Below are 14,141 nucleotides of genomic sequence, written 5' to 3'. Positions count from 1 at the left end.
AAAGAAAAGAGGGGTGGCCGCGATTGGCCTCCCCTCCATTTCAAATCTAATTATTTAAGCGTTGACGGTCATTCCTGACTAGTCGCCGTTTCAGTTTTAGCGTCGTCAGGTGCTTCAACTTCACCAGCTTGGACAGGGTCTTCCTTCTTTAACATGAAGGCAGCGAACAAGGTAATGAAGAAGACAACGACACCCATGATAACGTAAGTGTGTTGGTAACCAATCTTGTCGTACATGCTCCCAGCAACCGTTGAGAAGATGAAGACGGAAATTTGTTTAGCGAAGTTCGACGCGAGGGCGTAAACCGTGGCGTACAAACGAATATCGAAGGCACCAGCGATGTACTTCATAATAGAAGTTAACAGCAGTGGCATTTCCAGACCAGCCAACAGACGGAAGCCGACGATCCAAATCCAGTTAGGGGATAAAGCAGACCCTAAGATCCGGATACAAGTCAGGAACCCGTAGATGATCAACCCGTTCCGAGAACCAATCTTGTTGATGATCCAAGGCATTGGGAACATTAAGCAGAATTCAATGGCCGTTTGGGCGGAACTCATGTAAGAGTAAACCAAGGTCCCTTGAGCAGCCGTGTCAAAGAAAGTCTTGAAGAAGATGATAAATTGTTGGTCAAAGACATCGAACAGGGCAGAGGCACCCATGTAGAAGATCGCCAAAACCCAAAGGTTCTTGATCTTGAACACGGAAAGAACCGTCTTCATGTCCAGGGAGTCGGAAGTATCACCGGCAGCGGAGGCATTGTCCATATCAACTTTGTCAGAGAAAATCAGTAAACCAGTTAAAATAATAGCAGCAATGGTACATGCCCAGAAGATTGAGTTTGGCTTCCAGAGGAATACCCGGCCGGCAACTAATGAAGCAACAACCCCGGCAACGGAACCCCCAACCCGAGAGTGGGCGTATTCGAAACCGTTGGCTAAACTAGCACGTTGAACGTATTGTTCAATAACGGAGACACCACCGTTTAAGATGAAACTGAGGAAAGTCCCAGTCACAATGGCAACTAATACCGTGTTAATGTGCAGCAATGGCATGAAGGCCCATTGGAAGTAAGGCCCGATGAAGATCCCGACGATAGAAATCGTTAAGATCAAGGTCTTCTTGAAGAGTAACTTATCGGAAACAACCCCGAAGACTGGTTGGAAGATTAAAGAAATCCCGGCCATCATGGAGAAGATCATCCCGGATTCAGTCCCGTTTAAATGGGCAACTTGTTCCAACCAAAGGGTTAAATACCCGTTGACGACAGCCCAGATAAAGAAGTAACTAAAGTGAGAGAATGGGAACCCCCAGAAATGTTTTGATTCAGTTTTTGCATTATCCATTTTTTATTTCGCCCCTATTTGTAATTGTATGGAACTGGCTTGCCAAAGTTTGGTGTGCCATCATCATTCCAAGTGAACGGCTGAACCATCGTGTGACGGTTTGGATCGTACAGTGGGTCGCCCTTGATGTCGGTGTAATTCCGGCAGTGGTAAACCAAGATATCGGTTTTATCATCTTCGGCAACCGTGAAGGAGTTGTGACCTGGGCCAAATTGGTGAATTGGCATGTTGCTTTGGAAAACGGGCGTCTTGGACTTGGTCCAGTTGGCGGCGTCCAGCAAATCAGCATCTTCAGGAACACTCAGCATGCCCATGGCATAGTTTTCGTCGGTTGCGCTGGCGGAGTAGGTGAGGAAGAACCGACCGTTCCGGTGTAACACGGCAGGACCTTCGTTGACCCAGAAAATCTTCGTTTCCCAGTCGTATTCAGGCTTCGTCAGCATAACTGGCTTGCTCTTCAACGTCCAAGGATTTTCCATCTCAGCGATGTAGATGTTGGAGTTCCCTTTGATTGCGGGATCCTTTTGCGCCCAAACGTAGTATAGCTTGTCTTGGGCTTCAAAGACCGTGGCATCCAAAGCGAAGGTGTCCATTGGCGTTTCGACCCGGCCATGTTCGATCCAGTCGGATTCGTCACGCATGGGATCTGGATTGTCACATTCAATACAGTACATCCGGTGTTGGAACATCCCGTTGTGGTCGAATTCCTTGGTGTGGGAAGCGGCGAAGTAGATGAACCATTTACCATTAATGTAGTGTAATTCGGGTGCCCAAATCAATTGGCTCATGGCACCGCTACCATCTGGGTGTTTACGCCAGATAGTCCGGGGTGCAGCGTTGGCCAACCCGTTTAAGGTTTTTGCCCGGCGAATTTCAATTAAGTTGTAGGCAGGAACGGAAGCAGTGAAGTAGTAGTAACCATCAGTGTGCTTGTAGATGTAAGGATCTGCCCGTTGAACAATGAGTGGGTTGATGTAATCCTGTGCTTGTACCATATTAAATCAATCTCTCCTTTGGCTGAATAATTTGTAAGGACTTAAAATTGCTATTTCCAAATAAATCCTAATAAATAAGTACATATGAAATATACAACCGGATGAAAACGCTGTCAACCACTTTTGTTAATCTTTCTACAAAAAAGTTTGTTTTTCGCGGCTGGGTTAACTATAATGTTAAATGTTAGCGGATACATTGCCGATTAGTTTTGATTTACTTAACCTAATGGTAAATATTAAAGAGTAAAAAACTTTGTGAAGAGGAGCGCATTACGATGCAATTAGACTTAACGGAAACATCTTTACCGGTCTACGAGGCCTTGGCAAGCCCCGTCCGATTGAAAATCATTCAATTGTTGTCCGGTCAACCGATGAGTGTGCAGGATTTAGCTGGTCATTTGGATTTAAGCAGTGCCATCGTCACCAAACACCTGCGCAAGCTGGAGACGGCCGGGCTGATTACCAGCAAGCGGGTCGGTCACCAGAAGATTTCTTCCTTACATGTCGACACGATTGAGGTCAAGTTCCCTCAGGCCATTTATCCGGACTTCAAGGTTCATCAAACAACCATCCCGGTTGGCCACTACACGGAGTACTCTGTGCAGCCGTCGTGTGGGCTGGCCGGTCCCGATGGGTACATTGGCAAAGTGGACAATCCCAAGTTCTTCATGTTTCCCGAGCGCATGAATGCTGGCATGATCTGGTTCAACGATGGTTACGTGGAGTACCGCACGCCTAACTTCTTACAGCGCGGGGAGCACCTGGAAATGCTCGACCTGTCTGTCGAGTTGGGCTCGGAATTTCCGTTTTCCAACAATACCTGGCCGTCCGACATTACGTTTTCCATTAATGGTAAGGAAATTGGCACGTGGCGGAGTCCCGGCGACTTTTCCGACATCCGGGGGAAGTATACGCCCGACTGGGTGCCGGACAATGTCAACCAGTATGGGATTCTCAAAATCTTGCGGGTCACGGACCACGGGACCTATCTGGATGGGCAACCCTTCACCGATGTTTGTTTGGATGATTTACCAACGGATCAGGAGACCTGGACCATTCGTTTCGAGGTTAAAAAAGATGCTAAAAAGTCCGGTGGCTGTACTATTTTTGGCCAAGGATTTGGTAACCATGATCAGAATATTGCGTTGTCTGCCTTCTATAGTTAATTGTCTAATGAATTCCGATTATTATGATATTTATTTGAAACGGCCGCCGAAAACCGGTAGAATAAGTGCATTGATGAGGTGCTAACATGGAAAATAAATATCAAAAAGTCAAAGATGGCTTAAAAGAAGATATCATCTCGGGCAAATATCAGGTGGATGAAAAGCTACCGACGGAGTCCGAGCTCATGAAACAATACGCGGTGAGCCGCTACACGGTGCGCCGGGCAGTGGGGGATCTGGAAAGTGATCACTTCATTTACCGGATTCAAGGGGGCGGCATGTTCGTCCAGGACTGGCATAAGGACTGGTCAACGCCAACCGATACCAAGCTGATTGGGGTCATTACCACCCACATCGCGGACTACATATTCCCGAATATCATTTCTGGAATCGACCAGGTGTTGTCCAAGGCCGGTTACTCAATCTTGATCAGTAACACGCATAACATGCACGATAAGGAACGCAAGAGTCTCATCAACATGCTGGATAGCAAGGTGGCCGGACTGATTATCGAACCCACCCAGAGCGCCTTGCCCAATCCCAACGAGGACCTTTACCAGGAAATCAAGGATGATGAGCTGCCGACGTTGTTCATTAACGCGCATTATCCCAAGCTGGACTTTCCCTACGTGGATACCGATGACCTGACCGCCGAGCAGAACATGATGCGCTACCTGTTTGAGCTGGGCCACAAGAGCATCCTGGGAATCTTCCAGGTGGACGATATCCAAGGGGTCTATCGGATGAACGGATTTGTCCGGGCCTACCAGGAGCATCCCGAGTATTCCTATATGAGTAACATCATCATGTACCAATCGGGGGAATCATCCGAGAAGATCTACGAGCGTATCAACGGCTACCTGCAGCAAACGGAGGCGCCAACCGCCATCGTCTGTTACAATGACCAGCTGGCGATTCATGTGATTGATTACCTGAAATCCAATGGTGTCCGGGTCCCGGAGGATATTTCGGTCACGGGCTTTGATAACTATCAGATTGGGGAATACTTCACACCATCGTTGACGACCATGAATCACGAGAAGGAACGCATGGGAGCCGACGCGGCCAATGCCATGATCAAACTGTTGAACCATGATCAGGTGGAGAACATCACGTACCAACCAGAAATTGTGAAGCGTCATTCAGCGATTAAGCTGCCAGACGGAGAATAGCCGGCTGGTTTAATCAATAATGAGTATGAGCGAGCGAACTTGGTGAAACTGCCGGGTTCGCTTTTTTTTGTGGCCAAAATGGTTCGGTAAATCCAGCAGGGGTGACGTGAGTTGTTAAAGATTCACGTGAATCAGGTCAGTTACTTATCCGGATAAGTACATCATTCAAGTAACAACCAATCTTTTGGGGCTGATTTTTTGTAGAAATAGGTCAGTTTCACCCGGTTATCTTCCACTTTATGGACGATAATTTTGTTAGATTTTGAAAACAATCAGAATTGTTGGCCACATAACCCCTTGGTATGACAGGATTTAACGAATAATCCGTACAAATATAATTTGCTCTTGATTTATGCGAATAAAAATTGTACAATTCTTGTGTTGAGTCATAAGTTACAGAATTAACTAGCCAACAGCGCTAGGGAGGTTAATCGCATGAGTGCGGAGAATATTATTCAGGATGTTGAAAGCGGTAACATCTCGCTGGGAATCGAACTGGGTTCCACGCGGATCAAGGCCGTCTTAGTCACTCCCGACTTTAAAACGATTGCTTCGGGCAGTTACGTTTGGGAAAACGAGTTGAAGAAGGGCGTTTGGACGTATTCCTTGGAAAACGTTTGGGCCGGGATTCAAGCCAGTTACCAAGAAATGGCTGCGGAAGTACAAACGAAGTATCACGTTCCGTTGACCAAAATCGGGTCAATCGGGGTCAGTGCCATGATGCACGGGTACATGGCCTTTAATGAAGACGATGAGCTGCTGGTGCCATTCCGCACTTGGCGGAACAACATCACAGAGCAGGCTGCCGATGAGCTGACGGATTTATTCGACTTTAACGTGCCACAGCGTTGGAGCATCGCTCATTTGTACCAAGCCATCCTCAACCAAGAGGACCACGTCAAGGACGTGACGTTCTTCACGACGTTGGCCGGCTACGTGCACTGGCAACTCTCCGGTGAACGGGTCATTGGGATCGGGGATGCCTCCGGGATGTTCCCAATCGACAGTTACACCAAAGATTATGATGAAAAATTATTAGAAAAGTTCAGAGACGTCAAGTCCGTGCGGCAGTACCACTGGGATATCAAGGAAATCTTGCCCAAGGTACTCTTAGCGGGGCAACCAGCCGGTAACTTAACGACTGATGGCGCCAAATTATTGGATCCAAATGGCAACCTGACCGCCGGTAGCGTGATGGCACCGCCTGAAGGGGATGCTGGGACCGGGATGGTCGGCACCAACGCCGTCCGCGAACGGACCGGGAATATTTCCGCCGGGACGTCAGCCTTCTCCATGGTGGTCTTGGACCAACCCATGAAGGCCGTTCACCGCGACATCGACTTGGTCACGACTCCAACTGGTTTGCCAGTTGCCATGGTCCACACCAACAACTGTTCTTCCGATATCAACGCTTGGGTCAACCTGTTTAAGGAATTTGCCCAAACAATCGGTGTTGACTTGAAGCCCGACGAATTGTACGGCGCGTTATTTAACAAGTCAACGGAGGGTGATGCCAACGCCGGGGGCCTGTTGAACTACAGTTACCTCTCTGGTGAAAACATCACCAAGATGACGGCTGGTCGGCCACTGTTTGTCCGGACACCGAACAGCAACTTCACCTTGGCCAACTTCGTGAAGACACAGTTATACGCCGCGTTTGCCCCATTGAAGATTGGTATGGACATCCTGGCTAACGAGGAACACATTCATTTGGATTCCTTGATTGCTCAGGGTGGGCTGTTCCGGACGCCTAAGGTAGGTCAACAGGTCTTAGCCGACTCGTTGAACACGCCAATCACCGTCACCAGCAATGCCGGCGAGGGTGGTCCTTGGGGGATGGCAGTCCTTGGCTTCTACGTCACGGACAAGGATACCAACGAAACGTTGGAAGACTTCCTGGACAACAAGGTCTTTGCCGATCCTGACAGCACCACGGTCGATCCTGACCCAGCTGGTGTGCAGGGTTCGAATGAATTTATCGCCGGTTACAAGGCCGCTTTACCCGTTGAAGGCAAGGCCGTCGACTTACTGGATGATTAATCACTGATAGTTAAGGAGAAAGAATATGCTTGAAGATTTAAAACAAGAAGTTTACGAAGCCAACATGCGTTTGCCAAAACTGGGCCTGGTCTCATTCACCTGGGGTAACGTCTCCGGAATCGACCGTGAAAAGGGCTTGTATGTCATCAAGCCTTCTGGTGTCGACTACAACGACTTGAAGCCAGAAGACATGGTGGTCGTCAGTGTCGCCGATGGCAAAGTCGTTGAAGGGGACATGAACCCTTCCAGTGACACGCCGACCCACACGTACCTGTACAACCATTTTCCAAATATTGGTGGGATCGTGCACACCCATTCACCTTGGGCCGTTTCCTTTGCCGCCGCTAAGATGGATATTCCAGCCATGAACACGACGCACGCCGACACCTTCTACGGTGATGTACCTGCCGCCGATGCCTTGACGCAGGAAGAAATCGAAGAAGACTACGAAGGCAACACGGGGAAGACCATCGTGAAGACCTTTAACGAACGGGGCATCGACTACGAAGCCGTTCCCGCTGCGTTAGTTAGCCAGCACGGTCCCTTTGCTTGGGGCCCAACTCCGGACAAGGCCGTTTACAATGCCAAGGTGCTCGAAGTGGTTGCCGAAGAAGACTACCACACGGCCCAGTTGACGCGGGCTAACCGGGAGTTGCCACAGTACTTGTTGGATAAGCACTACCTCCGCAAGCACGGCGCCAACGCCTACTACGGCCAAAACAACGCCAAGTCCAAGGAACACGCTGCTCGCGAGTAAGATTCTTGCCCGAATGCCTCGCCAAGTAGGTACGCCATCCCATGAGGCACGGCCGAAGCCAAAGAGCGGTCTTCGGCCTTGGGTCCAAGCCTCACAAAGGCGTGAGTCTTGACCCCATCCAGTGATGTAAGCCCGGGAAAACGCCGGCCTAACATCACTACCACGGGATTCTGTACCTACTTGGCTTCGGCGGCAACGATATGACTACGCTGAGCGACTGTCGTTCCTTGAACAGGCATTGTCATAGTCGGTCGCATGCTCAGCTTTTTCTGGGGTATCGTGAGTTTTCACCGTCCCGGAGGCGGCCAGCTTAACCTATTAAACGAAACTTAAAATTAAAAGGAGTGTCATTATTATGTTATCAGTTCCAGATTATGAATTTTGGTTTGTTACCGGTTCCCAACACCTGTATGGTGAAGAACAATTGAAGTCCGTTGCGAAGGATGCCCAAGACATCGCCGACAAGCTGAACGCTAGCGGCAAATTGCCTTACAAGGTGGTCTTCAAGGATGTCATGACGACCGCTGAAAGTATCACCAACTTCATGAAGGAAGTTAACTACAACGACAAGGTTGCCGGTGTGATTACTTGGATGCACACGTTCTCCCCAGCCAAGAACTGGATCCGTGGGACGGAATTATTACAAAAGCCATTACTTCACTTGGCGACCCAATACCTGAATAACATTCCTTACGCCGACATCGACTTTGATTACATGAACTTGAACCAAAGTGCTCATGGTGACCGCGAATACGCCTACATCAACGCCCGTTTACAAAAGAACAACAAGATCGTTTACGGCTACTGGGGTGACGACGATGTGCAAGAACAAATTGCGCGTTGGGAAGACGTTGCCGTTGCTTACAACGAAAGCTTCAAGGTTAAGGTTGCCCGCTTTGGCGATACCATGCGGAACGTTGCCGTTACTGAAGGCGACAAGGTTGAAGCACAAATCAAGATGGGCTGGACTGTCGACTACTACGGTATCGGTGATTTAGTTGAAGAGATCAGCAAGGTTGCTGACGCTGACATCGACAAGGAATACGCCGACCTCGAATCTCGTTACGAAATGGTTCAAGGCGATAACGATGCTGACAAGTACAAGCACTCTGTTCGCGTTCAATTGAAGCAATACCTGGGGATCAAGAGTTTCTTGGAAAAGGGCGGTTACACGGCCTTCACCACGAACTTCGAAGACCTCTGGGGGATGGAACAACTTCCTGGTTTAGCCGCACAATTGTTGATTCGTGACGGTTATGGTTTCGGTGCCGAAGGTGACTGGAAGACCGCTGCCTTGGGCCGGGTTATGAAGATCATGTCCCACAACGACCGGACGGCCTTCATGGAAGACTACACGTTGGATCTGCGGAAGGGCCACGAAGCCATCCTCGGTTCTCACATGCTGGAAGTTGACCCTTCAATCGCTTCCGACAAGCCACGTGTTGAAGTTCACCCATTGGACATCGGTGGTAAGGCTGACCCTGCTCGTTTGGTCTTCACTGGTTCCGAAGGTGACGCCATTGACGTGACTGTTGCGGACTTCCGTGACGGCTTCAAGATGATCAGCTACGCCGTTGACGCGAACAAGCCAGAAGCTGAAACGCCTAAGTTGCCAGTTGCTAAGCAACTCTGGACGCCAAAGGTTGGCTTGAAGACCGGTGCTTTGGAATGGATGAAGGCCGGTGGTGGTCACCACACCATGCTTTCCTTCTCCTTGACTGAAGAACAAATGGAAGACTACGCTACCATGGTTGGTATGACTAAGGCTTTCATTAAGTAAAGTTGATTGAAATGGAGTGGCCGCTCGCCGGTAAGGCGGACGGCCACTTTTCTTATCGGTTTGTTCTTGCGCTCCCGGCGGCAATCCTTGCTCCCGCTGCTGTGGGGAACGACTGCGGCCTGAGAGGCGGTCCTCCGTCTCGCCTTGAAACCTCGCTGAGAAGCGCGAGTTTCCAAGGTCGTCCCATGCCCTAGGTCGGGAAAGAACCCCGACCAAGGCCATCGACACAGCTGAGCACCTTGGGCTGCCTCTGGTCGCTCACAAATGTTAAGAGAAGTGGCCGGGGTGGCTGTGTAGGAGATTGTGCGTTGCAGGCGACATGGATGATTAATTGGGACACCCGCGCTTGAAAAATACAAATACTGTAGCCCTACAGAGAAAAATGTATTTCTACGTCAGAACAAACAACGTTATATCAAAACAACAAGAAGAATGACGCGGTAACGGTTTAAACAAGTGCTGGCCGCAGGGCTGGTGAAAATGGGCCAGTTGTGGTAGTGACCAGAGGTGAGCCAAGCCGACCAGCTGTGTCGGTGGACTAGGCTGAAGTTCTTTTTCAGCCTAGTCCACGGGACAACCTTTGAGACCGATCCTTGGCTCAAAGTTGAGGTGGAAGCCCGCTTCTTGGCTGGAACCGGCCCCACAGCAGGGCGGCTTGAGCTCACCGCCGGGAACGAACGCGACGAGGCCCAGTTTTCACCAGCCCGGAGGCGAAATAAAACCTGTTTAAACCCAGAACCGGGAAAATGGAGGAATTATGGCTAAAAGTGAAAAGCAAAAAATGATCACCGGTGAACTCTTCAACGTCTATGACCCAGAGCTAGTCGCCGAACGCGGTGAGGCTCGCGAGCAGGTCGAAGCCTTGAACGCCTTAGGTGAATCGGACCCGGCTGCCAGTGAACAACTAGTGAAGGCCCTGTTTGGGGCGACGGGCGAAGGCGTTGAGGTCCACGCCACGTTCCGGTGTGACTATGGGTACAACATTTATGTGGGTGATGATTTCTTTGCCAACTACGACTGCACGATTTTAGATGTGGCGCCGGTCCGAATCGGCAAGCACTGCCTGCTGGGACCCAAAGTTCAGATTTATTCGGTGAATCATCCGGCAGACCCCAAGCTCCGGCGTAACGGGGCCATGGGCATTGGCAAGCCCGTCACGTTGGGCGACGACGTCTGGGTCGGTGGTGGGGCCATCATCTGTCCTGGCGTGACGCTCGGCAACAACGTCATCGTTGCGGCCGGTGCGGTTGTGACTAAATCATTTGGCGACAACGTGGTTCTGGGGGGCAATCCAGCGCGCATCATTAAAAAATTAAACTAGTATTGTGTCACAAAGCACAATCTTCGCAGGGCAAGAGGCGGAGGTTGTGCTTTTCTTTAGGCCATTATCGGTACTTATGGGTAAATACGCTTACATGTAGATTCCAAAACAAAAGAAAACGGTTTAGAAAAGTAATACGAATGAAATAATAAACGGTTGATTTATCCGTATAAGTAGACTAAAATAATATTATTGCGTTTGTGAAAACGGTTTACATAAAAGCTATAATTACTGAATTCACAAGGATTGCACGAGAGACGATTAGTTATCGCACCTATTTGTCTGGCAAGGCAGGTGTGGTTGCGAGCAAGAGACATTGGGAGGGAACACTGTGACAAGCACGAAGAAAATTTCAAGCGGTTTCATTTACTTTTTTGGCTCCTTTGGGGGCATTCTGTTCGGGTATGACATTGGGGTGATGACAGGGGCGCTGCCATTTCTGGAGCATGACTGGGCATTGACCAATGCTGGCGTGATCGGGTGGATTACGTCAGCCGTGATGTTCGGGGCTATCTTTGGTGGGGCCATTTCCGGTCAGCTATCCGATAAACTTGGCCGCCGCAAGATGATTTTGATTTCGGCACTAATCTTTGCGGTGGGCTCACTGTTATCTGGTTTGGCTCCCAATCAAGGGTCGACCTATCTGATTGCTGTTCGGATCTTCTTGGGCCTGGCCGTCGGGGCATCATCTGCGCTCGTACCAGCCTACATGTCAGAAATGTCACCAGCACGGTTACGGGGCCGTTTGACGGGGATCAACCAGACCATGATTGTTTCCGGAATGCTGATCTCGTACGTGGTCGACTACCTGTTGAAGGGGATGCCAGAACTTATTGCCTGGCGGCTGATGTTGGGTTCCGCAGCCATTCCGGCCATCATCTTATTTGCCGGCGTGTTACGGTTGCCTGAGTCACCACGGTTCTTGGTTAAAAATGGCGACTTGGCGGGTGCCAAGCAAGTTTTGAGCTTTATCCGGCCGGCCGATGAAATTTCCGGTGAGTTAGCGGACATTCAAGACGCCGCTACCGATGAAGCAACGGTTGCGCAAAACACCTCCTGGGGAACGCTTTTCTCAGGTAAGTACCGGTACTTGGTCATTGCTGGGGTGGGGGTCGCCGCCTTTCAACAGTTCCAAGGTGCTAACGCAATCTTCTATTATATTCCGTTGATCGTGCAACAAGCCACGGGGAGTGCAGCCAGTTCCGCACTGTTGTGGCCCATTATTCAAGGGATTATCCTAGTCATTGGTTCCTTACTATTCTTAGTGATTGCCGACAAATTTAATCGCCGGACGCTGTTAACTTTAGGTGGCGTGGTCATGGGATTGTCCTTCATTCTGCCGGCCTTTCTGAACGTGGTCAACCTGAATAAGAACCCCATGCTGATTGTGCTCTTCCTATCGATCTATGTTGCCTTTTACTCCTTCACGTGGGCACCGTTGACGTGGGTGCTGATTGGGGAAGTTTTCCCATTGGCTGTACGGGGACGGGCTTCAGGATTGGCTTCATCCTTTAACTGGATCGGGTCATTCGCCGTGGGGTTACTCTTCCCAATCATGACGGAGTCGATGTCCCAGGACGCCGTATTCGCAATCTTTGGGATTATCTGTCTGTTAGGGGTCGCCTTCATCCGGTTGTTTGTGCCAGAAACCAAGGGCCGGACGCTGGAAGAGATCGAACAACAGGGGACACAAGCGAAAAAGGCTTACGAAGTTTCTGAATCACAGGATCGTTAATGAGAAATTGAAAAAGGGTCTGACGACCACGGCCGTCAAACCCTTTTAATGTATGTGTAAAGTCATTAAACTAACGCCAGCAGCCCATCACGGTACCCCAGTGACCCATCATGGCGCTACTCCAGCCGCCCATACCGATGAAGCCACCCATGCCGACCAGTGCGATCCCGATTACCAAAAATATCCCCAATAAAACAGCGGTGTCGTGGTCGTGGTTCGTGCGTGGAATTAACTTTGCCACTAGAAAAATAATGAGTGCAATCCCGGTAATGAGAATCAAGCCACCGGTTAGTAAATTGGCAGTCATCATAATATCTCCCCCTTTATGCCCCCATTATACAGAGTTTTCCGGAGAAAGGGGGAAATGGTTCCCGGGATTTCCGGGGCTATGGTAAAATGGGACGTAATTACAGGTGGCCGTTAGTCCCTGATCATTCGGTGACTAGCCCAACCTGAAAGGTTTCGCCCCCTAACGACGACCACCGTTGGTTAGCTGAAAGTGGTTGGTTAAGTTTTTACTACGATGACCATGCCAACTTGGCGGTGTCGGTGGGGACACTGGAAACGATGAACAGGACAAAAATAAGCGCGAGGGGTGACAACAATGATTGATCGAATTGAAGCAAGTGCGGATGCCCTGTGGTTAACGCCCGATGAAGAGGGACGCCTTCGCTTGGGGTTTGCCGACGATGGTCGCAAGATGGTCGGCGACGTCACAAAGATTTCCTGGCTGGTGACGGCTGGGCGCATCAAGTTGGGGACGCCATTTATGGTGGTTCACGGTGAGCGAGAAGACCTGACGTTGCGGTCGCCCTTTGCTGGTCGCATTCAGGCCATTAACCAGGCACTTGAAGAACATCCGGAACGTTTAAATGAACACAACGATGCCCTCGACTGGATGATTGAGCTAGTCGATGAGTAGAAAGGGAGGGCCAACATGGAGTTGAGCTGGCAGGTGACGAGGCCCGTCACCAGTTTAAAACGTTTTTTAAATAATCAGGGGGTCAGCCACCGGGTCTTTAGCGACCTGAAGCAGGCGGGAACCATCCGCGTCAACGGCCAGGTGGTTACACCAGCCGTTGATTTAAACGTGGGGGACACCGTCACGGTCGGCTTGCCCGCCGAAGCTGCGGACGATGCCGTGGCGACGAGTGAGACGCCCATCACGGTGCTATTTGAAAACCGTGACTGGTTGGTCGTGGACAAGCCCGCTGGCCTCAACGTGGTACCGGGACCCGCTAACCGCACAGATACGCTGGTCAACCGCATCAAGGGTTACTGGCTGGCCGAGGACGCGGAGAACCAGGTACCCCACATTTTGACGCGGCTGGACCGCTTTACGAGTGGGGTGGTCTGGGTTGCCCGGCACCGCTTGGCCAATAGCCTGGCGAGTCAGCTACAGGCGGCCCATCAGGTGGATAAACGCTATCTGGCGGTGGTCAGTGGTCAATTGCCTGACGACCACGGCGTCATTGATGCGCCGTTAGCCAGCGACCCGACCGGCTACAACCAAATGGTCTCCCCGGACGGCAAGCCCGCGAAGACGGAGTACTGGGTCGAAAAGCGGTTTCCAAACGCCACGTTGGTTCGGGTGAAATTACATACGGGGCGGACGCACCAGATTCGCGCCCATTTTGCCTCGTTGGACCATCCCTTAGTCGGGGATGAGCTATACGGCGGTCCGCAATTAGCGGGGATGACGCGGCAGGCATTACACGCCCACACGTTAGCATTTACGGACCCCTTTACCGGGGAAGACCGGGCCTTTACCAGTGCGCCACCCGCTGACTGGCAAGCCCTGATTCAACAATTATCTGAGGAGTGACGAA

General features: G+C 50.5%; 12 protein-coding genes. 9 read left to right on the top strand and 3 right to left on the bottom strand.

Annotation, left to right across the window (positions count from 1 at the left end):
- Window positions 1-68 precede the first annotated feature (68 nt).
- Both JUF13_RS02075 and JUF13_RS02070 read right to left on the bottom strand, forming a co-directional pair.
- Entirely contained in the window at window positions 69-1,346 is a 1,278-nt protein-coding gene (locus JUF13_RS02075; RefSeq protein WP_203637481.1) for an oligosaccharide MFS transporter, read from the bottom strand.
- A 14-nt stretch (window positions 1,347-1,360) separates the two neighbouring features.
- A complete protein-coding gene (locus JUF13_RS02070) occupies window positions 1,361-2,341 on the bottom strand; it encodes a glycoside hydrolase family 43 protein (RefSeq protein ID WP_203637480.1) in 981 nt (326 codons plus the stop codon).
- A gap of 275 nt (window positions 2,342-2,616) precedes the next feature.
- On the opposite strand from JUF13_RS02070, the gene JUF13_RS02065 reads away from it, so the two are divergent.
- From JUF13_RS02065 to JUF13_RS02035, 7 genes are all read left to right on the top strand, one after another.
- Window positions 2,617-3,507 carry an ArsR/SmtB family transcription factor gene (locus JUF13_RS02065; RefSeq protein ID WP_203637479.1) on the top strand — a complete coding sequence of 297 codons (891 nt, stop codon included), beginning with the start codon at window positions 2,617-2,619 and terminating at the stop codon, window positions 3,505-3,507.
- A gap of 86 nt (window positions 3,508-3,593) precedes the next feature.
- On the top strand, window positions 3,594-4,679 hold the full coding sequence (locus tag JUF13_RS02060; RefSeq protein WP_125765851.1) for a GntR family transcriptional regulator: 1,086 nt from the start codon (window positions 3,594-3,596) through the stop codon (window positions 4,677-4,679).
- A gap of 435 nt (window positions 4,680-5,114) precedes the next feature.
- A complete protein-coding gene (locus tag JUF13_RS02055) occupies window positions 5,115-6,719 on the top strand; it encodes a xylulokinase (RefSeq protein ID WP_203637478.1) in 1,605 nt (534 codons plus the stop codon).
- 25 nt (window positions 6,720-6,744) lie between these two features.
- Entirely contained in the window at window positions 6,745-7,476 is a 732-nt protein-coding gene (locus JUF13_RS02050) for an L-ribulose-5-phosphate 4-epimerase (protein ID WP_203637477.1), read from the top strand.
- Window positions 7,477-7,831: 355 nt separating this feature from the next.
- Window positions 7,832-9,256 (top strand): L-arabinose isomerase, encoded by a 1,425-nt coding sequence (araA, locus tag JUF13_RS02045; protein ID WP_203637476.1) that lies wholly within the window; start codon window positions 7,832-7,834, stop codon window positions 9,254-9,256.
- A 757-nt stretch (window positions 9,257-10,013) separates the two neighbouring features.
- Window positions 10,014-10,577: a sugar O-acetyltransferase gene (locus JUF13_RS02040; protein WP_203637475.1), complete on the top strand. Its 564-nt coding sequence runs from the start codon at window positions 10,014-10,016 to the stop codon at window positions 10,575-10,577.
- A 331-nt stretch (window positions 10,578-10,908) separates the two neighbouring features.
- Window positions 10,909-12,312 carry a sugar porter family MFS transporter gene (locus JUF13_RS02035; RefSeq protein WP_203637474.1) on the top strand — a complete coding sequence of 468 codons (1,404 nt, stop codon included), beginning with the start codon at window positions 10,909-10,911 and terminating at the stop codon, window positions 12,310-12,312.
- Window positions 12,313-12,382: 70 nt separating this feature from the next.
- Here JUF13_RS02035 and JUF13_RS02030 read toward each other — a convergent pair whose 3' ends face one another.
- On the bottom strand, window positions 12,383-12,622 hold the full coding sequence (locus tag JUF13_RS02030) for a Sec-independent protein translocase family protein (protein ID WP_203637473.1): 240 nt from the start codon (window positions 12,620-12,622) through the stop codon (window positions 12,383-12,385).
- A gap of 294 nt (window positions 12,623-12,916) precedes the next feature.
- On the opposite strand from JUF13_RS02030, the gene JUF13_RS02025 reads away from it, so the two are divergent.
- Together JUF13_RS02025 and JUF13_RS02020 are read left to right on the top strand one after the other, a co-directional pair.
- On the top strand, window positions 12,917-13,234 hold the full coding sequence (locus JUF13_RS02025) for a biotin/lipoyl attachment domain-containing protein (protein ID WP_203637472.1): 318 nt from the start codon (window positions 12,917-12,919) through the stop codon (window positions 13,232-13,234).
- Window positions 13,235-13,249: 15 nt separating this feature from the next.
- The gene (locus JUF13_RS02020; RefSeq protein ID WP_203637471.1) at window positions 13,250-14,137 is read left to right on the top strand and encodes an RluA family pseudouridine synthase; all 888 of its coding nucleotides are present in this window, start codon (window positions 13,250-13,252) and stop codon (window positions 14,135-14,137) included.
- Window positions 14,138-14,141: the final 4 nt, after the last annotated feature.

Source organism: Levilactobacillus wangkuiensis (genome assembly GCF_016861605.1).
In the GTDB taxonomy this organism is placed as follows: domain Bacteria; phylum Bacillota; class Bacilli; order Lactobacillales; family Lactobacillaceae; genus Levilactobacillus; species Levilactobacillus wangkuiensis.
Note: the sequence above shows the minus strand (reverse complement) of the source record. Positions and strands in the feature narration are given on the sequence as shown.